This is a genomic window from Arthrobacter sp. AZCC_0090, from assembly GCF_014207375.1.
Lineage (GTDB): Bacteria > Actinomycetota > Actinomycetes > Actinomycetales > Micrococcaceae > Arthrobacter.
The window spans coordinates 247,387-270,877 of the sequence record NZ_JACHEE010000004.1 but is presented as its reverse complement, the minus strand read 5'-3'; the positions used below and the strand labels follow the sequence as shown (position 1 = coordinate 270,877).

The window sequence follows — 23,491 nt, the reverse complement described above, 5'->3', positions numbered from 1 at the left end:
CATGCTGGTACTGACACGCAAGCCGGGCGAACAAATCATGATTGGCGATGACATTGTCATCACCGTCATGGAGGGCCGCGGCGACGGTGTGCGGATTGGGATCGAGGCGCCTCGCGGAGTGTCCATCCAGCGTCGCGAAGTGGTTGAAGCGATCGCCGCTGCCAATCTCGCGGCAGCTAAGGCCGGGCCCGAGGCCGAGGAACTCCTTGCCGGGCTGCGGCCGCCTGCATCACGACGAAAGCCTGACTAGCCGGGGTCAGGAAGGCGGTGGGGCTCGACGGCGGGCCGCACCATAGTCCCGACGCTCGCTCACCTTTGTCGGGTTTTCTTCAGACGCTCGCTCACCTTTAAGGCAAAAACCGCCGATCCTCCTGCACATTTACGACGGCGTCGCGGCGGATGTGCAGGAGGGTTCGCCATTCGACCCCCAAAGGTGAAGGAGCGTCGGCCCACGTACTGCTATATGTGCAGGAGAGTCGGTCGAAAATTTGTCAAAGGTGAGCGAGCGTCCTAGGGCGGCGAGGTGAGAATCGCTAGGCAGGGCCCAGGAATTCCTCAAGGAGTGGCAGCGAACAATCCCTCGTCACGGCCAAGGCGCGCTCGATATTGGCGTTTTCCGCTAGCAGCATCACGTCATCCGCAGTGTTGGCCGTGTCTGTCGGTGCCTCTGTTCCGCATGCACCCGGGGTTCCGGATGCAGCCGGGGCCACAACGTCCCCGGGCTGCCCGGACCCAAGGGGCACGTCCCCGCTTGGCCCCTGCAGGAGCGCCTCGATGTTGGCGGCGACGGCAGCGTCTACTTGCTTAAGCAGACGCACCAAGGCGTGGTGGTGTTCCTGAAGCAGTTCCGCCCAGATTCCGGGTGGCGCCACCGACGCGATCCTAGGCAGGGTTGCGTTCGCCGAAGCACGCCATTCGATGGCCACGGCCGACGACTCGATGTTCCGGGCAAGGGTGTCGAACCGAAGGTTTTCCAGGACCTTTTCCACGTCGGACGCGGTGAATTTCAGCCAATGCCAATTGCCGGCCCGAATGTGCACGAGTTGTGTTTCGAGCCGGAACAACAGCAGTTCCAGCTGCCTCCGCTCCCGCCACAGCATCGCCGATAGCTCTTCCGCCCCCACGGTTCCCCATTCCCGTTTGGCCTGCGGAACGTGATCCCGCGGCCCGTTTTGCATCTTTTTCACGAGCGTACACGCATTGTTATATGGCAGATGGTATGTTCACTGAATACGTGTCTGTTCCAGGTATTCTTTGGCCTGCTGCCTCGTCTCAGCAGCTCGCCGGAGGATCCCTGGAATCAGGCTTTTGCAACTCAATAATCCGGTCTCATGGGGGGACTAATTTTGAATCGCGAAGAACGCAACGAGTTGGTGCTGCAGCATTTACCGCTCGTTGGCTACTTGGTGTCTGAGCTCTGTGCGAGAGCTTCTCATTTGTCGCGCGACGATTTCGCGTCGGTAGGGTCCGTGGCGTTGATAACGTCCGCCGATTCCTTCGATCCGAATCTCGGAGTTCCCTTCGGAGCATTTGCTCGCCGCCGGATCGTCGGAGCGTTTGCGGACGAGATGCGGGCTAGCGATTGGGCTACCCGCTCGGCGCGAAAACGCATCAAGGAGACCATGTCGGTCCAGGAAACGCTGTCCGGCATCCTTGGCCGTACGCCTACGGTGGCGGAAACGGCGTCAGCCCTCGGCGTCGAGCGCAGCGTAGTGGAGGCCGCCCTCGCGGATGCCGCCCGGACGCTGTCGCCGCTGGACGACGTCGTCGTAGACACGGTCGCCGCGGACACCGTCTCCCCTGAACACTCCGTCCTGGCCGATGAACGCCTCAAGTACCTTCGCGCCGCCGTCGAGGCCCTGCCGGAAAAGATGCGCTACGTCGTCGAAGAGATCTACTTCGCCGGGAGGTCCGTCAAGGAGCTCGCCGAAGAGCTTGGTTCCACCCACGCTGCAGTGTCCCAGCAGCGCGCCGAGGGTATCCGGCTCATGCGCGATGGACTCTCAGCCCATTACGCAGACGACCCCGAGCAAGTCTTCGAGCCACAGTCGCGGATTACTGCCCGACGCCGGCACGACTACCTCTCGACGCTCGCCACGGCGACTTTGGGCGGAATTACCCGGGGGTTCAGTTCGCATGATCCCGCATTGAACCGTGCTGTCTAGTTGGGGGCCGGGTAACCTCAGCGCCGTCTAACCTCAGCGCGCCGTCGGCGGGACGGAAACCGAATCGGGAGTGATCCTGCGAAGCTCACGCAGGATCTCCAGCTGTTGTTCGTTAATCTTCAACAGCAGGCCAATGTCCGACCGCGCAGCGACGTCTGTGTCGTAGTCGTGTTGGGCCATAGCGGCCGCAATCGCATCCTGTCGTTTGGCGGCGATCAAGAGGATCGCTCCCTGAAGCCCGGCCAGCATGGACAGGAACAGGTTCAGCAGGATGAACGGGTAGGGGTCCCAGGCGTGGCCTTGCAGGACCCACGTATTGATGGCCGCCCACACCAGCATGAAGAGGATGAAGCCGCCAACAAACGGCCAGCTGCCCATTCCATTGCGCATGACATCGGCGGCCCGCTGACCCGAACTCAAGGTCGCCTTGTGTTCGGCGTGCCACGTGGACTTTTGTTCGGCTGTGCTCATGGTGCCCAGCCTAGCGGTGCTTCCCTGTGGAACCTTGTGGGTGCCGCCTCACCCGGACCGAGCAAGATGCCTACTTCACTGCGGAGGACCGTTGAAGGCCGCAAAGAGGGCACCGAGGGACTCCTCGATGCCCTCAAAGCCTTCGCCGAAGGCAACTGGCGGCCTACTTTGCGGTCGGCACGCGACGGAGCACGACGGCGGCAAGGACTGCCGCGCCTGCCATCAGTACCAGCCCGATCGCCGCGGTGATGTGGACACCCGATTCAAAGGCGGCACGTGCCGCGGCGGTCAGGGCCCCCGCCAGCGGCTGGGGAAGTGTCGCGGCGGTATCCACGGCTCCGGCGAGCGTCTCCCGTGAGCGTTCGGCAGCATGGCCGGACAACTCAACAGGAAGCAGCAGGTGGTGCTGATAGGACGCAGTCAGGATCGAGCCAAGCACGGCAGTGCCCAGCAGCGAACCGAGCTCGTAGCCTGTCTCGGAGATCGCCGAGGCCGCGCCGGCCTTGTCGGCAGGAACGGCCCCCAGGATGAGGTCGTTGGAGATGGTCTCCGCCGATCCAACCCCGATGGCCAGCAGCAAGAGTGCCGTCAAAAGATAACCCGGACCCTGGCCATGGTTGCCCAGTGCCGCCACGAGATACCCCACGGCGCTCAACGTCAGGCCGGATGCCACCACCAGCCCTGGGCGGATCCGCTTGACGAGTGGAACCACCACCAGGCCCGCCACGATGGTGGCGAGCAGTGCCGGAACCATGGCGATTCCTGCCTCCATGGGGGACTGGCCCTCCACGAGCTGCAAGTGTTGCGCGAAGAAGTAGATGAAGCCCGTCATGGAAAACAGGGACAGGACGTTGGCAATGATGGCCGTGCTGAACACCTTGTTCCCAAAAAGCCCCACGTCCAACATGGGCGACGCCAAAGTGCGCTGCCTGCGGACAAAGACGATTCCCATGGCCAGGCCAAACGCGATGAAGGCTGCGGGGGCAGGGCCGAAGCCGTGTACTGCGACTTCCTTGATGCCATAGACCACTGGCGCCATGGTGAGGATGGACAGCACGATGCTCGGGACGTCCGGCTTGCCCGGATTGCGGTCCTTGGACTCAGGAATGAGGAATGGGCCGAAGGCGAGCAGCGGCAGCAACAAGGGCACCGCAACCAGGAACACGGCTCCCCACCAGAAGTGCTCCACGAGCCAGCCGCCGAAGATCGGCCCGAGCGCGGCTCCGCCGGAGAATCCCGCGGCCCACACGGCGACAGCAAGCCGGCGACGGTTGGGGTCCGGGAAGATGTTGCGGATCAGGGACAGCGTGGACGGCATGAGCATGGCTCCGAAGATGCCCATGCCGGCGCGTCCAGCAATCAGCCATTCGGGCGACGGAGCGAAGGCGGTAGCCGCGGAAACGGCGGCGAAGCCCGTGCTGCCGATCAACAGCAAGCGGCGGCGGCCGATCCTGTCTCCCAGGCTTCCCATGGACACCAACAGTGCGGCGAGCACCAGTGCGTAGACGTCTACGATCCACAGCAGCTGAACGCCCCCGACGTCCAGTGTCCGGGCAATTTCCGGCAAGGCAAATGTCAGCGCGGTATTGTCCACAGCCACCAGCAGCACTGGGAACATCAAGAGTGCCAGGGCAGCCCAATCGCGCCACGGTGCGGATTGGGTGGTCGGGATGCGGGGGTACTGGGTTGTGGATGGGCTGAACATGAACATAACTGTACCGTCTGGACGGTATAGTTTCAACTTGCTGTATCGACTTCGATATCGAACCGACGTATCCAACTAGGGGATGATGGACACCATGCCGCGAAAACCTATTGCCCGGGACGCCGTCCTGGATGCCTTTGAAGCCTTGCTGATCGAGGTGGGGGAGCGGGCTGCCACGCTCGACGCCGTCGCCAAACGCGCAGGAGTCTCCAAAGGTGGCTTGCTCTATCACTTCCCCAACAAGGAAGCCATGATCAGCGCCCTGCTCGAACGCATGGACGCGCTCGCGGCACTGGACATCGAGGCCATGAAGGCGGCTCCCGAGGGCGCCTCGGCGTTCTTCATCAAGTCCTCCCTTTGGGCCGATACCCCCATGGACCGGGTGTTCGTGGCCGCCACGAGACTCGCGGAAGTAGCGCACGAGGAAACCCGCAGGCGCTTTGCGGGGATTCAGCAGCAATGGCTGGATGTGCTCGCCGAGGAAGTGGGTCCGGAGATGGCCAGGGCGGTCCGGTATATGGGCGACGGACTCTATTTCAACGCAATGCTTGAAGGCGGCCCGGGAGCCAATGCGAGCGAGAGGAACGCCGACGTCGGCGCGCTGCTGGCCGCCGTCGAGCGCCTCCGTGACTGAGGCGGCGCGGAACATTTGCGGACGCGAGCAGTCCATAGGACAATTGACAGTTGTGGCAGCCGTCACCGGCAACCACTCTTGATTCACATAACTGAATACGCCTTTGATCTGCGGCGGGAGAGTCCTGCAGGCATGTGATGCAGGCGCCGTAGGAGCAAACCCTCCCCAGGAATCTCTCAGGCCCATGTACCGCCGCGGCAAGGCAACTCTGGAAAGCAGCAAGCTGTCCACGGGTGTCCCTGACACCCGACCACGCTGTGCTCACCGACGGTGCAAGCGAAGCAGTGCCACAAGCACGGATTCGCGGAAACTCTCAGGTCCAATACAGAGCGGGGAGGAACCCAATTAGCTGTGGCGTACCCTGCGCCGCCTTATTAATGGAGTTCCTTCGTGACGGTTAGTTCAACCTCCACTACGTTCGTAGATCGGCATATAGGCGCCCGTCGCCAGGCCGACATTGACATCATGCTCAAGTCTGTCGGCTACGACAGCGTCGATTCGCTCGTGGACACCGCGGTTCCCAATGACATCCGCCAGGACGTCGCACTGACGCTCCAGAACGCCCTCAGCGAGGTGGAAGTTCTCGCTGAACTTCGCAAGCTGGCGGCGAAGAACAAGACGGCCGTGCAGATGATCGGCCAGGGCTACTACGACACCGTCACGCCGCCGGTGATCCGCCGCAACATCCTCGAATCCCCGGCCTGGTACACGGCCTACACCCCGTACCAGCCGGAAATTTCCCAGGGCCGCCTCGAAGCACTGCTCAACTTCCAGACCATGGTCCAGGACCTCGTGGGCCTGCCGATCGCCAACGCGTCCCTGCTGGACGAAGCCACGGCCGTTGCCGAAGCCGTCCTCATGATGCGCCGCGCCAACAAGGACAAGACGGCCCACGACGGCAAGACCGTCCTTGACGCCGACTGCCTTCCTCAGACCATCGCGATCGTGAAGGGCCGCGCCGAGGCGCTGGGCTTCGAGGTGGAGATCGCCGATCTGTCCCAGGGCCTGCCCGACGGCGACATCAACGGCATCGTGCTGCAGCAGCCGGGCGTTTCCGGCCGGGTATTCGACCACTCCGCCGTGATCGCCGCCGCCAAGGAACGCGGCGCCCTCGTCACCGTCGCCGCGGACCTGCTCGCCCTGACCCTGATCACGCCTCCGGGCGAGCAGGGCGCCGACATCGCCGTCGGCTCCACCCAGCGCTTCGGCGTGCCGCTGTTCTTCGGCGGCCCGCACGCCGCCTACATGGCTGTCCAGAAGGGCCTCGAGCGCTCGATGCCGGGCCGCTTGGTGGGCGTTTCCAAGGACGACGCCGGCACTCCCGCCTACCGCCTCGCCCTCCAGACCCGCGAGCAGCACATCCGCCGCGAAAAGGCCACGTCCAACATCTGCACCGCGCAGGCCCTGTTGGCGATCGTGTCCTCGATGTACGCCGTCTACCACGGCCCCGATGGCCTGAAGGCGATCGCCGAGACTGCGCACAACCACGCCCGTACCCTCGCTGCTTCCCTGAAGGCCGCCGGCCTTGAGGTCCTGCACGGCAGCTTCTTCGACACCGTCACCGTCCGCGTCCCGGGCAAGGCTGCCGGGATCATTGCCGCTGCCGAGGCCAAGGGCATCAACCTGCGCGGCATCGACGCCGACACTGTTGGCGTCTCGGTCGACGAGACCACCACGACGGCGATCCTCGCCGACGTCGTCGGTGTCTTCGGCGCTTCGCTCGCCGACGCGGAAGAGGACTTCGGGCTGGAGGCCGCCGTCGAGCGCTCTTCCGACTACCTCCAGCACCCGGTGTTCAACACCCACCGTTCCGAAACACAGCTGCTGCGCTACATTCGCAAGCTTTCGGACCGCGACCTGGCGCTGGACCGCACTATGATCCCGCTCGGCTCGTGCACCATGAAGCTGAACGCCACGGCCGAGATGGAAGCGATCTCCTGGCCGGAGTTCGCCTCGATCCACCCGTTCGCCCCGGATTCCCAGACCGAGGGCTGGCGTGAACTGATCGAGGGTTTGGAAGCTGACCTCACCGAGATCACGGGCTACGACCAGGTCTCCATCCAGCCCAACGCCGGGTCCCAGGGCGAGCTCGCGGGCCTGCTGGCCATCCGCGGTTACCACCACTCCCGCGGCGACCTCCAGCGCAACGTCTGCCTCATCCCGGCCTCGGCCCACGGCACCAACGCCGCCTCGGCCGTGCTGGCCGGCATGAAAGTGGTTGTGGTGGCCACCGCGGCCGACGGCACGATCGACCACGCGGACCTGCAGGCCAAGATCGACGCGAACAAGGACGTCCTCTCGGCCATCATGATCACCTACCCGTCCACGCACGGCGTGTACGATGCCGACGTGCGCGAAATCTGCGACTCCGTGCACGCGGCCGGTGGCCAGGTGTACGTAGACGGCGCCAACCTGAACGCACTGGTGGGTTTGGCCCAGCCAGGCAAGTTCGGCGGCGACGTGTCCCACCTGAACCTGCACAAGACGTTCTGCATCCCGCACGGCGGAGGCGGACCGGGCGTAGGCCCGGTCGCGGCCAAGGCCCACCTCGCACCGTTCATGCCCGGCGACGCCAATAAGGCAGCACACGAAGACGGACATGGCGTTGCGATTTCCGCGTCGCGTTACGGTTCGGCGGGTGTCCTTCCGATCTCCTGGGCCTACGTGAAGCTCATGGGTGGCGAAGGCCTGACCGAGGCCACCAAGTCCGCGCTGCTGGCCGCGAACTACATCGCTTCCCGCCTCAACGAGTACTTCCCGGTTCTCTACACCGGCGAAGGCGGACTTGTGGCCCACGAGTGCATCCTGGACCTGCGCGAATTGACCGCTCGAACCGGAGTCACGGCGGAGGACGTCGCCAAGCGCCTCATCGACTACGGCTTCCACGCCCCAACCCTGGCGTTCCCCGTCGCGGGCACGCTCATGGTGGAGCCCACGGAGTCCGAGGACCTTGGCGAGATCGACCGCTTCATCGAAGCCATGATCACCATCCGCAAAGAAATCGACCAGGTTGCCAACGGCGACTTCACGGTGGAGAACAGTCCGCTGCGCCACGCACCGCACACCGCTGCCGCCGTCGTGAGCTCTGACTGGAACCGTGAATACTCCCGCGAGCAGGCCGTCTTCCCGGTCCACCACCTCAAGCAGGACAAGTACTTCCCGCCCGTAGGCCGCATCGACGGCGCCGCAGGCGACCGCAACCTGGTCTGCTCCTGCCCTCCGATCGAAGACTTCGAGAACCAGGACCCCCACGATGACTGAGAACTACACTGCGCTCTACGAAGAGCACAAGAAACTCGGCGCTTCCTTCACTGATTTCGGTGGCTGGCAGATGCCCCTGAAGTATTCCTCCGAGCTGGCCGAACACCACGCCGTCCGCCAGTCCGCAGGCCTGTTCGACCTTTCCCACATGGGCGAAGTCTGGGTCACCGGCCCCGACGCCGCCGCTTTCCTCGACTATGCGCTGGTCGGCAAAATCTCCGCGATGTCCGTGGGCAAGGCCAAGTACTCCCTGATCTGCCAGGAAGACGGCGGCATCATCGACGACCTCATCACGTACCGCCGTGGCGATTCCAAGTTCCTCGTGGTTCCGAACGCCGGCAACGCTCCCGTGGTTGCGGCCGCTCTCGCCGAGCGCGCCGCCAACTTCGACGTCGTCGTCCAGGATGCCTCCGCGGCAACTTCGCTGATCGCAGTCCAGGGCCCCCAAGCGGAGGAGATCCTCCTCCGCTTGGTCCCTGCCGCCCAGCACTCCCTGGTCACCGAGCTGAAGTACTACGCCGCCGTCGAGGTGCCCTTCACCTTTGCCGGGAACACTGCGGACCTGCTGCTCGCCCGCACGGGTTACACCGGCGAGGACGGCTTCGAGATCTTCGTGGACAACGACGTCGCCGCGGCCCTGTGGCAAGCAATCGCAGCCGCCGCCGAAGACGGCGAACTGATCCCCGCCGGCCTGGCGTCGCGCGACTCCCTCCGCCTGGAGGCCGGCATGCCGCTCTACGGCAACGAGCTCTCCCGCGAAGGCAACCCCTTCGCAGCAGGCCTGGGCCCGGTGGTATCGCTCGCCAAGGAAAGCGACTTCGTGGGCCGCGCCGCCCTGGAAACCCTTAAGGCTGAGGGCGCTGGTTCCACCAGCGGCCGCAAGCTCGTGGGCCTCAAAGGCCTGGGACGCCGTGCCGGGCGCAGCCACTACCCGGTCCTCAAGGACGGCGTGGTGGTCGGCGAGGTCACCTCCGGCCAGCCCAGCCCCACCCTCGGCTACCCTGTCGCGCTGGCTTACGTCGACGTCGAACACGCAGAACTCGGCACGGCCCTGGACGTAGACCTGCGCGGCAAGTCGGAGCCCTTCGAAGTCGTGGCACTGCCTTTCTACAAGCGAGCTAAGTAAGTCGTCTCGCCTTAAGCCCGTCGGATCCGCTGGGCGAGTGGCCGTGGTTGCGTTTAGCCCGTCGGGTCCAATCCTCTGCATGCTCGGTCGCGAAGACGCCCGCTGAGCGGACGTGTCGCTCCCTTAGACGCATGCTGCCGGATGCCGGCACCCGAAGGGGCTCGGTAGCTCGCCTTAGGTTCAGCTTCAGTCCGGCACCTTTGGCTCTCGCTTTCGAAAGCCAAAGGTGCTGGATAATGAGCCACCTGCCGCAGGTTGGACCGACAGGCCCACGAGAACCACGGGTCAACAGCCAAACCGAAAGGCCCATGTTTCTTTCCGCAACTGTGGGCCCCGAAAACTGAACTGACTTCTAGCGGCGGGAGTGAGGTATCCGGCAGCATGCGTCTAAGCGAGGAACGAGCGAGCATGCAGAGGATGGCGCACTCGCGCCGCGTAACCGACCACAATTGATTGACCAAGAGTTTCAAACGCAAAGGAAAAACACATGGCAAAAGTTGCACCTGAACTGCAGTACTCCGACGAGCACGAGTGGGTTGCCCGGGAGGCCGGCAACCTCGTGTCTGTCGGTATCTCCGCCGTGGCCACCGATGCCCTCGGCGACATCGTGTACGTTGACTTGCCCGGGGTCGGTTCTGCTGTGACCGCTGGTGAGACGTGCGGCGAGGTTGAATCCACGAAGTCCGTTTCGGACTTGTACTCCCCGGTGACTGGCGAGGTCACGGAAGTGAACTCCGCCGTCGTCGACGATCCTGCCCTGATCAACAACGATCCGTACGGTGCGGGTTGGCTTTTCAAGGTGGCCGCCGAGTCCGACGGCCCGCTGCTTTCTGCTGAGGAATACGCTTCCAAGAACGGCGGCGAGCTGTGAGCGCCGCAACCGGGGCCGCAGGCACCGAGAACGCTGTATTCGAGCAGGTTGTGTCGCCGAGCCTGGACACCTTGCTCTCCGAGCTGGATCCGGAGATCGCGGCGAAGATCGACGACGAGCTGAACCGTCAGCGATCGGGCCTGGAAATGATCGCCTCGGAGAACCACACTGCCGTGGCTGTCATGCAGGCGCAGGGCTCGGTCCTGACGAACAAGTATGCCGAGGGTTACCCGGGCAAGCGCTACTACGGTGGCTGCGAGCACGTGGATGTCATCGAGCAGCTCGCGATCGACCGGGTGAAGGCCCTCTTCGGCGCCGAGTACGCGAACGTGCAGCCGCACTCGGGCGCCCAGGCGAACGCTTCGGTCATGCACGCACTCATCAAGCCGGGCGACACCATCATGGGCCTGAACCTGGCCCACGGCGGGCACCTGACCCACGGCATGCGGATCAACTTCTCCGGCCGCCTGTACAACGTGATCCCGTACCAGGTTCGCGAAGAGGACCACAGGATCGACATGGCCGAGGTGGAGCGCCTCGCGCTCGAGCACAAGCCCGCACTGATCGTTGCTGGCTGGTCCGCCTATGCGCGCCAGCTGGACTTCGCTGAGTTCCGCCGGATCGCCGACCTGGTGGGCGCGTACCTCATGGTGGACATGGCGCACTTCGCCGGCCTGGTGGCCGCGGGGCTGCACCCGTCCCCGGTACCGCACGCACACGTGACGACGTCGACGACGCACAAGACCCTCGCCGGTCCGCGCGGCGGCATCATCCTCACCAACGACGCCGACGTCGCCAAGAAGATCAACTCCGCGGTCTTCCCGGGCCAGCAGGGTGGCCCGCTGGAGCACGTGATTGCCGGTAAGGCCGTGGCCTTCAAGATCGCCGCCTCGGAAGAGTTCAAGGAGCGCCAGGAGCGCGTGCTGGCCGGTGCACGGATCTTGGCCGAGCGCCTGGTCCAGCCCGACGTCACGGCCAAGGGGATCTCCGTGATCTCGGGCGGCACGGACGTGCACCTGGTGCTGGTGGACCTGCGCAACTGCGAGCTCGACGGCCAGCAGGCCGAAGACCGCCTCGCTGCGATCGACATCACCGTCAACCGCAACGCCGTTCCGTTCGACCCGCGCCCGCCGATGGTGACGTCCGGTCTGCGGATCGGCACCCCGGCACTGGCCACGCGCGGCTTCGGTGAAGCGGCGTTCCGTGAAGTTGCGGACATCATCGCCGAGGCATTGATCGCCGACGCCGACGCCGAGCTCTCCGGTCTGCGTCATCGCGTGGAGGCCCTCGCCGCCGCGCACCCGCTCTACCCGGGCGTTGCGAACCTAGCGTAGTCCGGGTTCGGATCGGTAAGCCCGTCGGGTCCGACCTCCTCTGCATGCTCGGTCGCGTAGACGCCCGCTGGGCGGACGTGACGCTCCCTTAGACGCATGCTGCCGGAGGCCGGGCCCGAAGGGGCCTGCTGGTCACCTCACCATTACTATCTAGTTAGGAACCGACAATGGCTGTTGGCGTCTTCGATCTTTTTTCCATTGGGATTGGTCCTTCGAGTTCGCATACCGTGGGGCCGATGCGTGCCGCGGCGGTGTTCGCGGGCGAGCTGAAGGAGTCCGGTGCCTTGGACCGTGTGGCTTCCCTGCGCGTTGATCTGTACGGTTCGTTGGCGGCTACCGGCCGGGGCCACGGCACCATGACCGCGGTGCTGCTCGGTCTGGAGGGTTACCACCCCGAGGTCATCCTCCCCGAGGAAGTGGAGGAACGGCTCGCCTCGATCGCCGGAACCGGCACCCTGAACCTGGCCGGCGCCGTCGATCCCGGCGCCGGCCCGGAGTCCGGGGTGGCCCTGCCGTACGGGGAGTCGGACATGATCCTGCACCCCCTCACGGTTCTGCCCCGGCATACGAACGGGATGAAGTTCTCCGTCTCCGGCGCCGACGGCGAGGTGCTTCATGAGGCCACGTTCTTCTCCGTGGGCGGCGGGTTCATTGTCCGCGAGGGCGAGGAGGACGCGGCCCGGAAGGAACTGGAGGAGTCCAAGAAGGAACTCCCGCTGCCCTTCCGCACCGCCGCCGAACTGATGGGCCGCTGCGCCTCCAAGGGACTCGGCATTTCGGACATCATGTTCATCAACGAGCGCGCCTCCCGGAGCGAAGAGGAAATCCGCGAAGGCCTGCTGCACATCTGGTCCGTCATGGAAGCCTGCGTCGAAACGTCCCTCAAGCGCGAAGGCGTGCTGCCCGGCGGACTGAAGGTCCGCCGTCGGGCCCCCGACTGGCACGAACGCCTGTTGAAGGAAACCAAGGACCAGGACCCCGACTACCGGGACCCGAAGTACTGGCAGGAGTGGGTGAACCTGATCGCGCTGGCCGTGAACGAGGAAAACGCCTCGGGCGGGCGCGTGGTCACCGCCCCCACGAACGGTGCCGCCGGGATCATCCCCGCCGTGCTCTACTACGCCCTGCACTTCGCCCCGGGCATGGATAAGGCCACCCAGGCCGACCGCGACGACGTCGTGGTGAAGTTCCTGCTTGCCGCGGGCGCGGTCGGAGTGCTCTACAAGGAACAGGCCTCGATCTCCGGCGCCGAGGTCGGCTGCCAGGGCGAGGTCGGGTCCGCGTCCTCGATGGCCGCCGCGGGCCTGGCCGAAGTCATGGGCGGCTCCCCGGCACAGGTGGAGAACGCGGCCGAGATCGCGATGGAACACAACCTGGGCCTGACCTGCGATCCGATCGGCGGGCTCGTGCAGATCCCCTGCATCGAACGCAACGCGATCGCCGCGGCCAAAGCTATCAACGCCGCGAAAATGGCGCTCTGGGGCGACGGCACGCACCGGGTGTCCCTCGACGAGGTCATCGTGACCATGCGGGAGACCGGCAAGGACATGTCCTCCAAATACAAGGAAACCGCCATGGGAGGCCTCGCCGTCAACGTCGTGGAGTGCTGAGGGGCCGCGAGGCCCGGATTTCTCTTGGCATGGAACGGATTCGGCCTATGAGGTGTCGGACCCCAGTGCCATCATGTATCCATGAGCGGGGGATACAGCAGTGAATTTTTGCGGGCAGGCCTTGAGCTGCCCAGTCCGTCGGAGACGACGATTCTTCTTGATTACACCCACTTTTCGGTGCGGTTCCGTCCGGACCGAAAGCTGGCCGCGATTGTGGCCGTCAACATCGAAGGCAGCCAGCTCGACCCTCTGGCACGCGAAGGGACGTGGCATTTCGATTCCAGGGTTCCCGAAGAACAGCAGGCCGGTCCGGACGTCTATGCGAACAATGCCTTCGACCGTGGGCATCTTGTGCGCCGGTTGGACCCCGTATGGGGGGATCCCGCTACGGCCAAGACCGCCAACCAGGAAACATTCGTCTTCACCAACGCGGCACCGCAGATCGATAAATTCAACCAGGGTAAGCAATTGTGGTCGGGACTCGAGGACCACGTTCTTGGCCATGCCGGCGCCTTTGGCGCCAGGATGAGCGTGTTTACGGGGCCGGTCTTCCGGAATGACGATCCTCCCTACCGCGGTGTGCACGTGCCGCGGAAGTTCTGGAAGATTGCTGCGTGGACCAACGACGCCGAACTCGGTGCCGCCGGCTTCGTCGTGGATCAGACCCCGCTCCTCGATGAGGTGGAAATGGAGAAGGTCACCAAGGAACGCCTTCTCGCGGAAGAACCGCCGCCACTGGGGCCGTTCCGAACGTTCCAGGTGCCAATCCAGGACATCGAGGACATCACAGGGCTGCCGCTCGAAGTCCTCGTCAAGGCCGATCGCCTCGCACGGGGCCAGAGGGAGCTTGGCGAGAAACCGAAGGCCATCCACTTGGAGGCGTTGGAACAGATCAGGCTGTAGCGCTCCCTGGGGGCCGATAGACTTGAGGCTGAACGCCTGCGCCGCACAGCGGTGCCTGCTGCCTCAAGTACGCAACTGATTGGACACGGCCCCCTTGCGAGAATTTACCGCACGCTTCGCCACCGCCGAGGAAATCGAACACTGGGACAAACACGTCACGGCCAATCCCAACGGCGGCAACCTCCTCCAATCCGAGGCTTTCGCAGACGTGAAACAGCACTTCGGCTGGAAGCCGTTGCATCTCGTCTATGAAACCCCGGACTACAGCAGCTACAACCTTGTCCTGGAGAAGTCCTTCCCGATGCTCGGCAAGCTCTGGTACCTCATCAAAGGCCCGGATGTTGCCGGAGTCGAGGACATCCCGGGGATCATCAAGGCTAACGAGGAATTCGTTAAGCGGGGCAAGCTAGGGGTATTCGCCGTCAAGATCGAACCTGACATCGTCCTCAGTGACGAGGCCCGGGACGCGATCGAGGCCACTGGAGTGATCAAGACGCCCAACCTGCAGCCGAACGACTCCACCGCCCTGTTGGATATTTCCCCGGAGGAGAACCAGCTTCTCCGCAACCTCCATTCCCGCGGCCGCAACGCCGTCCGCCGGGCCATCCGCGAAGGTGTCGAAGTCCACACCATGGAACCTACGGAAGAGAACTTCCGTTCCATGTACGCGCTGATGACCAACACCGTCGAAGCGAAATCCCAAGTGCGGGTCCGCGAATTCGGGTACTACCGCCAATTCTGGACCAATTTCATCGAGCGCGGCCAGGGCCGGCTCCTGTTTGTCTTCGAAAACGGTGTTCCTTCGGTGGGGGCTTTCGTCATCAACTACGGCCGAAAAGGCACGTACAAGGACGGTGGATCATTGCAGAAGCGCTCACAGTACGGTGATTCGCACCTGGTCCAGTGGACGGCCATCAACCAAGTCAAGGAACTGGGCTGCACGGAATACGATTTCTGTGGCACTCCGCCTGCGGACCGGCTCAAGGACACCTCGCACCCGTTCCACGGACTCGGCCTGTTCAAGACCAGTTTCAGCAAGACCGTGACCGACTTCGTGGGCTGCTACGACCAGGTCATCAGCCCGCTGAAGTACAAGCTCTGGACCGCCGCCGGAGAACGCATCGCACGGCAGCTCTACACCCGCCGCACGGGCCAGCAGTTCTACTAGAATCGCAGCTCTGCGCCGTCTACCGCCGGTGGAAAATACCGTATTTGGAGGAACCCCGCTCTTTGGAGGAATACCCGCGTGACTGACCGCCCCGACAATAGGCCCAGCACGGACGGCTTGCCCAAGACACAGCCGCTCAAGCCATCCCAGGTGCGCCAGAACGTCAATGCCAAACGCATGCTCCGCAGGCTCGTGCAGGGCGAGAATCCTCCTACCGCCCCCTTGAGCATCGTGGACCGCCTAGCCGGGAGCCCCTACGCCAACCCCACCATCCAAGTGGGCGGTGTTGATGCTTCGGCCCGCAAGACCATCGACTTCGCGCTGCACATGGCCGAATCGATGTTCCGTTACGGAGCCGGTGCACTGGAAGTCGAAACCAGCATTATCGCCGTCACGGCCGCCCTCGGCTTGAAGAACATTGAAGTCGACATCACCAACCAGTCGGTCCAGATCAACTATGCGCCCAAGGACCAGACCCCGCTCACCCTGCTCCGGGTAGTCCGCTCCTGGACCAACAACTACGCAGGCCTGGCCCAGGTCCACCAACTCGTCACCGACATTGTGGCCGGCGGGGTGGGCAGGGCGGAAGCCGTGCGCCGGCTGGATGACATCATCCGCAGCAGCAAGCCCTACCCGCGGTGGATGGTCACCGTGGCGTTCGGTGTCTTCTCCGCTGTTTTCGTCGGAGTACTCGGCGGGGGACTGGGCGCATCCGCTCTCGCTTTCGTATCCAACATGCTCATCAACCTCGTGGCCCGGCAACTGGGCAAATGGCGCACGCCGGACTTCTTCGTGACGGCGGCCTGCTCCTTCCTGGTCACCTTCATCGCGCTCATGCTCCGCTGGGCCGGGGCAGATATCCCGCCGTCCATTGTGGTGGCGGGCGGTATCCTCCTGCTGTTGCCGACTGGGCGGCTCGTCTCCTCGGTGCAAGACGCGATCAACGGATTCCCCGTCACTGCGGCAGGACGTTTCCTGTCCACCATCCTGACCTTCGGCGCGATCGTTGCGGGCATCGCCGTCGCGGTGGTCGTGGGTGACCTCATCGGCAGCGTCGCGATCGACGTCACCCAAACATTCCCCGAGGCGTATCCATTGTGGGGCCAGGCGATCCTGATCGCCGTTGCCGTGATTGCCATCGGCATCACGGAGCAGACCCTGCTCAAACTTCTACTCCCGACGGCGGCAGTCGGTTTGGTGGGTTACTTCGTCTTGTGGGGGGCCTCCAACCTCGGCCTCGGAGACCGGCTCTCGCCCGCGATTTCCGCTGTGGTCATCGGCCTGCTGGCCCGCATGGTGGCACTCAGACTCGGGGCACCGCAACTGGTGGTCGCCGTCCCCGCGGCCCTCATCCTGCTCCCCGGGTTGAAGATATTCCGTTCCATGTATGTGTTGACGGTGCAGGAAGCGGACATCCTGCTCGGCTCGGGTGGCATGCTCAATGCGGCAGCAATCGTGCTGGGCGTGGCAGCGGGAATTGTGCTGGGCGACAATCTCGCCCGGCCGTTGACCAAGGGGCTGGCCAGCAACGAGCGCCGCCGCGTGCGCAGGCGGTAACGCCGCGTCCGCAGGCGCTAGCAGAACAAAACCGGAGCTTGTTTCCGAACCCGAGGCCTGAAGCAACGGAATGAGAAACAAGCCCCGGTTTTTGTGCCCGCCTGGAAATGTCCGAAGCTAGATCTGCCCGATCGGAAGTTTCTTTTCGGCCTGGAAATCGTCCTCCACGCGGCCCTGGGCCCAGTATCCGGAGAGCGATACTTGGGAACGCTCCAGCCCACGCTGTTTGAAGAAGATATCCCGCAGGCCCTTCATGTAGCCGCGTTCACCGTGTGCAAACACATCGACCCGTCCCGGCAGCCACTCTGCTTCGCTCAAGGCGTCGAGCAGGATGTGGCTTGATCCTGCCGGGACGCCGGAGCGGAGGAGCCAGCGCAGCTCGAGGCCGTCGGGCGCCGCGATATCAAGGATGTCGGCGTCGTTGTTGACTTCAAGGTAAGCAAGGCCTTTCGCGTCGGCCGGAAGGGCTTCGATCGAGGCGGCAATCGCCGGCAGCGCGGCGTCGTCGCCCGCGAAAAGGTACCAGTCGGCGTCGGGCGCCGGGTTGTAAGCGCCGCCCGGGCCCGTGAAGACCAGCGCGTCGCCGGGCCGGGCAGCCAGGGCCCATGGACCTGCAAGGCCCTCGTCGCCGTGGACCACAAAGTCGATTGCCAGCTCCTGCGCGGCTTCGTTCACCCAGCGGATGGTGTACGTGCGCGTGTAGGGCCACAGTTCGCGCGGCATGGTCTCGCGGATGGCCCAGAGATCCAGCGGCAACTCGTAGTCGACGCCCGGCTGCGGGAACACGATCTTCACGTACCGGTCCACGAAGTCGTTGTTCGCGTAACCGGCAAACCCGGGTCCGCCTGCGATGACGCGCACCATGTGGGGCGAAAGCTGTTCCGTGCGCAGTACCGTCAGGTTCACCTGGGGGCGGGTATTGCGGGAAGCGGACGACGTGGCGGGCAAAGATGTCATGTAGGCAAGCCTAAGCTAGGCAGTGGCGGTAGTTCCCAGATGACGGGATCCGCGCCTTGCTGGTGTAGCAGGGCGTTGGCCCGGCTGAACGGGCGCGAGCCGAAGAAACCCCGCGATGCGGACAAAGGACTGGGGTGCGCGGAGGTGATTGCGGGGGCACCTTCAAGCAACGGCTGCACCGCTTCGGCGTCCTTGCCCCACAGGATCGCTACGAGCGGACTCTGCTGCCCGGCAGCCGTGCGGCGACGGGCGACGGCGGTGACTGCCGCCGTCGTGATGGCCTCCCAGCCTTTGCCGCGGTGTGAGCCGGCGGCGCCGGCCGCGACGCTCAGCACCCTGTTCAGCAGAAGTACCCCTTGGTCTGTCCATGCGGAAAGATCGCCGTGCACCCGGGGCGGCAGGCCGAGATCGGATTCCATCTCCCGGTAGATGTTTGCAAGGCTGCGGGGGATGGGCCGGGTTTGGCCGGAAACCGCGAAAGAGAGCCCGACGGCGTGTCCCGGCGTTGGGTAGGGGTCCTGCCCCAGGATCAGCACCTTGACGTCGGCAAGCGGCTGCCGGAAGGCGCGGAGGATATTCGACGCCGCGGGCAGCACGTGGGTGCCGCGAGTAGCCTCGCCCGCCACAAAGGCCAGCACGGAACGCAATTCGCCCTCGACGCCGGAAAGCGCTTCGGCCCAGTCCGGGGCCATCAGATCCTCCAGGGCCTTTCCCGGAAGTGCCTCGAATTCGGGGGAGTGATCCTCGGATTCAAGCTGGAACAACGCTTCTTCGCCTACCACCCAGCCATTGTCCCTGCACTTGGGGTTTGTAGGAAAGCGATTCCGCGGGACGGCTGTGACTCCACGGGAAGGCGGCGAGGCAAATGACATCGATGTTATTCGCCCGTTACCATGGGGGTGGGACAATTTTCAGGCAATGCGTCGAAGGAGTGTGTCGTGGCAGAACCCGCACGGGAACCCATGGCGTCCGAAGCAACTGGATTGGTGCTGGAAGACCTGTCCACCGGGCTCCGCAGTGACTCGCCTTTGGGCGAGCGTGAGCAGCAGATGCTCGCCTTGGAGAGGCAATGGTGGAAGTACGCCGGGGCCAAGGAACAAGCCGTCAGGGAGCTCTTCGATCTCTCGGCGACCCACTACTACCAGCTCCTCAATGCTCTCATCGATACCGAGGAAGCACTGGCGCACGATCCCATGCTGGTCAAGAGATTGCGTAGACTACGTATGTCACGTCAGAGGGCACGCACGGCGCGCCGCCTTGGTTCTGACGCGTAAAGCACACGCTGATCCCCCAGCAAGCAAGCAGCAAGGACAAGGCCCCACCATGACCAAATTTGCCCGGGATGAATTCGACCGCGTCCCGCAGAGCTCATCGCGGCAGGGTGTCCACCGGCTCGTCGCCTCCGCTTCCCGTCCCGCCCTGTGGCCGGTGCTTCTCTTGGGTGGGATTGCGCTGGCTGTAGGCCTCGTTGCGTTCCTTATCCTCCCCAAGCTGGGGTTCACCTCCTCGACGACGCCGCAAGCTGCCGTCATCGCGGACACTTCCAAGCAAAGCCCCTCGGCGTCCGCTCCGGCACAGTCGGCAAGTGCTTCTGCGAGCAGCCCGGCCGCCGGCCAGCCGAGCCCCAGCGACACTCCTTCCAGCACGCCGACGCCCACCACTGCGCCGTTGGACAAGACTGCCGTAGTAGCGGTCTACAATGGCACCACCACCAGCGGCCTGGCTGCCCGCGTGGCCGGCGTGGTGCAAGGCGGGGGCTGGCCGTTGTCCACCGTCGCAAACTGGGGCGGCATGCCCCAGCAGACGTCGTCGGTCTTCTACAAGGGCCCCGCCCAGAAGGGTAACGCTGAAGCTCTCGGCAAGCTGTTGGGCATCGCAAACCTTGTGGACAGTGCCGAATTCCAGCAGCCCGTGGTTGTCATCCTGGGGCCGGGATACAAGTAGAACTCGGTTACGCCTCAATAACATTGCAGCCACCCATACCCCAGGTTGCGCTACTGCAACGTGACTGTGGTTACAGTAGTTGTGAGCTGGCCCGGAGATCCCGGAAGCCGGCCACTGCTAGTTGAAAGTGTGGGGATCATGGCTTTGGGAACCGTCAAATGGTTCAACGCCGAAAAGGGCTACGGATTCATTACCGTGGATGAGTCCGGTGACGACATCTTTGTGCATTGGTCCGCTATCCAGATGGATGGCTTCCGTGCGCTCGAAGAAGGACAACGGGTCGACTTCGAACTGGGCGAGGGCCAGAAAGGCCCGCAGGCAGAAAGCGTGCGGCTTATCTAGTGGGTGTTGCGGCAACAAGGCTGTCCCGGCCCTTTCGAGCGAAGCCCTTTGAAGCAGAGCCCCTTGAAGGGCGCTGGTTTCGGCTAATTTCGCTGGCGGCGCCACTTTTCGCAGGCTGTGCAGCCTTGGCCCTGGGCCTCGCCGGATGCTCCGCCCCCATCGGCAACGCCAGGCTCAGCTCCGTTACCCCGGGCGGCGACGGCGTCCTGCGCATCGGCGTGATCCTGGACAATGCCGGCAGTTCCGCCTTCCTCAACGAGTCCGAGTTGGCAGCCGCCAAGTTGGCTGTCAAACAAATCAACGACGCAGGTGGATACAAGGGCCACCCCGTCGAGTTGCTTCCGGCGTCGGCGGTCAATGAAGGCAGCAGCGCTAGCCAAGGGGCCAGCGCAGCGGCCTTCACTGCCGACACTGCGGCGCAAGCCAAGGCGTTGCTTGCTGCACACGCCGACGTCGTGGTGGGGCCCACCGATTCCAGCCATGCGCCCGCCGCTATCGATGTGATGGCTCCCGCCCGGATTCCGCTTATCTCGCCGGCCAACACCGCCTCCGGACTCAGCAGCTACAGGAGTGGCGGATTCTACTTCCGCACCTCGGCCACCGACGCCGCGCAAGGCAGCGTCCTGGCGAAGCTGGCCCACGATGCCGGCGCCAAAAGGCTTTCGGTCCTGCACGAAGCCGGGGACTACGGCATACGCGTCTCCGGAGCGGTCATGGACGCTGCCCGCAACCTCGGAATGGATGCCGTGTCCAACGTGGAATTCGCGGCCGGCAAAGCAGCTCCGGCTGCGGCGAGCATCAAGTCCGGCACGCCGGACGCCGTCGTCGTGGTTGCCCGTGGCGGTGCCCAAGGTGCCCTGGCAGAGCTTCTCAACGCGGGGCTGAGTGGCAAGAAGCTGCTCTTGAGCGACGGCGCCATTCGCCAATACGGAACCGCGCTCGGTGCCGGTGGCCTCGACGGTGCGCGCGGAATTCTTCCAGGCGTCTTCCCGAGTGTGGAGTTCCAAGCCGGTCTGACGGGGATCGACCCCAAACTCAAGGACACGACGTACGCAGCCGAAACGTACGACGCCGTCACTCTCGCGGCGCTTGCCGCGGCGGCCGCGAACGACGACGCCGGGGCCTCGATCGCCGCTTGGCTCACCACCGTGTCCGGCGGGGTCCGTCCGACGTCGGGTGATGCGGCGTCGAAAGAGCGCACGTCCTGTGCGTCATACAAGGATTGCGTGGAGGTGCTGAAGGGGGCCAAGCTCCCGGACTACGACGGTGAGTCCGGCACCATCGGATTCGACGCCAACGGGGACGTTACTTCATCCAATTACATGGTCTTCACGTACGGTGCGGACAACACGGCGCGGGTGAGTGGCAAGGAAACGGCCTCACGGACTCCGTGATGGGCTGTGCCCACAGCGAATTCCCTTGGCGTGGCGAGCAGTTTCCGGCTCTTCCTGCTTGCACTCTCCTCGGGTGAGTGCTAATTATTGATTAGCACTCTCAAGCACTGACTGCTAATTCTTCGCGGCTCCGGCCGTATGGAAGTAGGGGCGGTGCCTGGGGGAACAAAGAAAACCTTGCTGGGGTGAGGTCCGGAGCACGCGGCGTACAGAGGCCGAATGTAAAGGATCGTCCGTCGCGGGCACCGCAGTGAAGGCACCTTCTTAACGACTGTCCCGAAAGGACTACCGCCGTTATGGCCAAGATCATTGCATTTGATGAAGAGGCACGCCGCGGTCTCGAGCGGGGTCTTAACATCCTCGCCGACGCCGTCAAGGTCACCCTCGGCCCGCGTGGACGCAACGTCGTCCTCGAAAAGAAGTGGGGCGCCCCCACGATCACCAACGATGGTGTTTCCATCGCCAAGGAGATCGAACTGGACGACCCGTTCGAGAAGATCGGCGCCGAGCTGGTCAAGGAAGTTGCCAAGAAGACGGATGACGTCGCTGGCGACGGCACCACCACAGCCACCGTTCTGGCCCAAGCCCTGGTCAAGGAAGGCCTGCGCAACGTAGCTGCCGGCGCCGACCCGCTGTCCCTCAAGCGCGGCATCGAGAAGGCTGTTGAGGCAGTCATCCGCGAGCTGCTCGCCTCCGCCAAGGAAATCGAGACCAAGGAAGAGATCGCGGCCACGGCTTCCATCTCCGCCGGCGACTCCGAAATCGGTAACCTCATTGCTGAAGCCCTGGACAAGGTCGGCAAGGAAGGCGTCATCACGGTCGAGGAGTCCAACACCTTCGGCCTCGAGCTTGAGCTCACCGAAGGCATGCGCTTCGACAAGGGTTACATTTCCGCTTACTTCGTCACCGACGCAGAGCGCCAGGAAACGGTCCTCGAAGACCCGTACATCCTGATCGTCAACTCCAAGATCTCCAACGTGAAGGAACTCGTTGCGGTCCTGGAGAAGGTCATGCAGTCCAACAAGCCGCTGCTGATCATCGCCGAAGACATCGAGGGCGAGGCCCTGGCCACCCTGATCGTCAACAAGATCCGTGGCACCTTCAAGTCCGTTGCCGTCAAGGCTCCGGGCTTCGGTGACCGCCGCAAGGCACAGCTCGCCGACATTGCCATCCTCACCGGCGGCCAGGTCATCTCCTCTGAGGTCGGCCTCAGCCTCGAGAACGCAACCCTCGAACTGCTCGGCAACGCCCGCAAGGTTGTTGTCACCAAGGACGAGACCACCATCGTCGAAGGTGCCGGCGACGCCGACGCCATCGCCGGTCGTGTTGCACAGATCCGTGCCGAGATCGAGAACTCCGACTCCGACTACGACCGCGAGAAGCTGCAGGAACGCCTGGCCAAGCTCGCCGGCGGCGTTGCAGTCATCAAGGCCGGTGCCGCAACCGAAGTTGAGCTCAAGGAACGCAAGCACCGCATTGAGGACGCAGTCCGCAACGCGAAGGCTGCTGTTGAAGAAGGCATTGTCGCCGGTGGTGGCGTTGCCCTCATCCAGGCCGGTGCCAAGGCATTTGCCAACCTGCAGCTCGAAGGCGACGAAGCAACGGGCGCCAACATCGTCCGCGTTGCCATCGACGCTCCGCTCAAGCAGATCGCTTACAATGCTGGCCTTGAGCCGGGCGTTGTCATCGACAAGGTCCGCGGCTTGCCGTCGGGCCACGGCCTGAACGCTGCAACCGGCGTTTACGAGGACCTGCTGGCTGCCGGCGTCAACGACCCCGTAAAGGTCACCCGCTCGGCTCTCCAGAACGCTGCCTCCATCGCTGGTCTGTTCCTGACCACCGAGGCCGTTGTTGCCGACAAGCCGGAGAAGAACGCTCCGGCCATGGGTGGCGGCGACGACATGGGCGGCATGGGCGGCTTCTAAGCACCCGCGCTAGCTCAGTAGCCACACGTACGACGGCGGTTCCCACCTCAGGTGGGGGCCGCCGTCGGCGTTTAACACGCTCGCTCACGTTTGTCGGGTTTTGGGCCGACGCTCGCTCACTTTT

General features: G+C 64.1%; 21 protein-coding genes and 1 riboswitch. Of the genes, 16 read left to right on the top strand and 5 right to left on the bottom strand.

The genetic code is table 11. From position 1 onward, the window contains the following. Position 1: 1 nt before the first annotated feature. Positions 2-250 (top strand): carbon storage regulator CsrA, encoded by a 249-nt coding sequence (gene csrA / locus HNP00_RS08530; RefSeq protein ID WP_184737915.1) that lies wholly within the window; start codon positions 2-4, stop codon positions 248-250. 283 nt (positions 251-533) lie between these two features. On the opposite strand, the gene HNP00_RS08525 is transcribed toward csrA, so the two are convergent. Continuing rightward, positions 534-1,187, bottom strand: a complete 654-nt coding sequence (locus tag HNP00_RS08525; RefSeq protein ID WP_184737913.1) for a hypothetical protein — start codon at positions 1,185-1,187, stop codon at positions 534-536. Between the two features lie 159 nt (positions 1,188-1,346). Here HNP00_RS08525 and HNP00_RS08520 point away from each other — a divergent pair, with 159 nt between their 5' ends. Further along, a complete protein-coding gene (locus HNP00_RS08520; RefSeq protein ID WP_184738193.1) occupies positions 1,347-2,165 on the top strand; it encodes a sigma-70 family RNA polymerase sigma factor in 819 nt (272 codons plus the stop codon). Between the two features lie 33 nt (positions 2,166-2,198). On the opposite strand, the gene HNP00_RS08515 is transcribed toward HNP00_RS08520, so the two are convergent. Continuing rightward, positions 2,199-2,636 (bottom strand): DUF1003 domain-containing protein, encoded by a 438-nt coding sequence (locus HNP00_RS08515; RefSeq protein WP_260404848.1) that lies wholly within the window; start codon positions 2,634-2,636, stop codon positions 2,199-2,201. 163 nt (positions 2,637-2,799) lie between these two features. Beyond that, positions 2,800-4,341, bottom strand: coding sequence for an MFS transporter (locus HNP00_RS08510; protein WP_184737911.1), 1,542 nt, complete (start codon positions 4,339-4,341; stop codon positions 2,800-2,802). 94 nt (positions 4,342-4,435) lie between these two features. On the opposite strand from HNP00_RS08510, the gene HNP00_RS08505 reads away from it, so the two are divergent. From HNP00_RS08505 to HNP00_RS08465, 9 genes are all read left to right on the top strand, one after another. Next, positions 4,436-4,975 (top strand): TetR/AcrR family transcriptional regulator, encoded by a 540-nt coding sequence (locus HNP00_RS08505; protein WP_184737909.1) that lies wholly within the window; start codon positions 4,436-4,438, stop codon positions 4,973-4,975. 104 nt (positions 4,976-5,079) lie between these two features. Then, positions 5,080-5,177: riboswitch (glycine riboswitch) on the top strand. A 188-nt stretch (positions 5,178-5,365) separates the two neighbouring features. Continuing rightward, on the top strand, positions 5,366-8,236 hold the full coding sequence (gene gcvP, locus HNP00_RS08500) for an aminomethyl-transferring glycine dehydrogenase (protein WP_184737907.1): 2,871 nt from the start codon (positions 5,366-5,368) through the stop codon (positions 8,234-8,236). After that, on the top strand, positions 8,229-9,362 hold the full coding sequence (gcvT, locus tag HNP00_RS08495; protein WP_184737905.1) for a glycine cleavage system aminomethyltransferase GcvT: 1,134 nt from the start codon (positions 8,229-8,231) through the stop codon (positions 9,360-9,362). The genes gcvP and gcvT overlap by 8 nt, the downstream gene beginning before the upstream one ends. A 487-nt stretch (positions 9,363-9,849) precedes the next feature. Further along, positions 9,850-10,233 (top strand): glycine cleavage system protein GcvH, encoded by a 384-nt coding sequence (gcvH, locus tag HNP00_RS08490; protein WP_184737903.1) that lies wholly within the window; start codon positions 9,850-9,852, stop codon positions 10,231-10,233. Then, positions 10,230-11,567: a serine hydroxymethyltransferase gene (gene glyA, locus HNP00_RS08485; protein WP_311770528.1), complete on the top strand. Its 1,338-nt coding sequence runs from the start codon at positions 10,230-10,232 to the stop codon at positions 11,565-11,567. Before gcvH ends, glyA begins: the two co-directional genes overlap by 4 nt. Positions 11,568-11,734: 167 nt before the next feature. Then, positions 11,735-13,177 (top strand): L-serine ammonia-lyase, encoded by a 1,443-nt coding sequence (locus tag HNP00_RS08480; protein ID WP_184737901.1) that lies wholly within the window; start codon positions 11,735-11,737, stop codon positions 13,175-13,177. A gap of 81 nt (positions 13,178-13,258) precedes the next feature. Next, positions 13,259-14,080 carry a DNA/RNA non-specific endonuclease gene (locus HNP00_RS08475; protein ID WP_184737899.1) on the top strand — a complete coding sequence of 274 codons (822 nt, stop codon included), beginning with the start codon at positions 13,259-13,261 and terminating at the stop codon, positions 14,078-14,080. Positions 14,081-14,174: 94 nt separating this feature from the next. Further along, positions 14,175-15,248, top strand: a complete 1,074-nt coding sequence (locus HNP00_RS08470) for a peptidoglycan bridge formation glycyltransferase FemA/FemB family protein (RefSeq protein ID WP_184737897.1) — start codon at positions 14,175-14,177, stop codon at positions 15,246-15,248. A 78-nt stretch (positions 15,249-15,326) separates the two neighbouring features. Then, on the top strand, positions 15,327-16,805 hold the full coding sequence (locus HNP00_RS08465; protein ID WP_184737895.1) for a threonine/serine exporter ThrE family protein: 1,479 nt from the start codon (positions 15,327-15,329) through the stop codon (positions 16,803-16,805). Between the two features lie 117 nt (positions 16,806-16,922). Here the strand turns inward: HNP00_RS08465 and HNP00_RS08460 are convergent, their stop codons facing one another. Both HNP00_RS08460 and HNP00_RS08455 read right to left on the bottom strand, forming a co-directional pair. Next, positions 16,923-17,762: a siderophore-interacting protein gene (locus tag HNP00_RS08460; RefSeq protein ID WP_184737893.1), complete on the bottom strand. Its 840-nt coding sequence runs from the start codon at positions 17,760-17,762 to the stop codon at positions 16,923-16,925. After that, positions 17,759-18,544, bottom strand: coding sequence for a uracil-DNA glycosylase (locus HNP00_RS08455; RefSeq protein ID WP_311770527.1), 786 nt, complete (start codon positions 18,542-18,544; stop codon positions 17,759-17,761). Before HNP00_RS08455 ends, HNP00_RS08460 begins: the two co-directional genes overlap by 4 nt. 156 nt (positions 18,545-18,700) lie before the next feature. Here HNP00_RS08455 and HNP00_RS08450 point away from each other — a divergent pair, with 156 nt between their 5' ends. From HNP00_RS08450 to groL, 5 genes are all read left to right on the top strand, one after another. Next, complete coding sequence (locus HNP00_RS08450) at positions 18,701-19,036, top strand: DUF3263 domain-containing protein (RefSeq protein WP_028266152.1); 336 nt, start codon at positions 18,701-18,703, stop codon at positions 19,034-19,036. Between the two features lie 49 nt (positions 19,037-19,085). Beyond that, a complete protein-coding gene (locus HNP00_RS08445) occupies positions 19,086-19,706 on the top strand; it encodes a LytR C-terminal domain-containing protein (protein WP_184737889.1) in 621 nt (206 codons plus the stop codon). 138 nt (positions 19,707-19,844) lie between these two features. Then, a complete protein-coding gene (locus HNP00_RS08440) occupies positions 19,845-20,048 on the top strand; it encodes a cold-shock protein (RefSeq protein WP_059388209.1) in 204 nt (67 codons plus the stop codon). Between the two features lie 125 nt (positions 20,049-20,173). Continuing rightward, positions 20,174-21,442, top strand: coding sequence for an ABC transporter substrate-binding protein (locus HNP00_RS08435; RefSeq protein ID WP_260404847.1), 1,269 nt, complete (start codon positions 20,174-20,176; stop codon positions 21,440-21,442). A 296-nt stretch (positions 21,443-21,738) separates the two neighbouring features. Beyond that, positions 21,739-23,367, top strand: coding sequence for a chaperonin GroEL (gene groL / locus HNP00_RS08430; RefSeq protein WP_184737888.1), 1,629 nt, complete (start codon positions 21,739-21,741; stop codon positions 23,365-23,367). Positions 23,368-23,491: the final 124 nt, after the last annotated feature.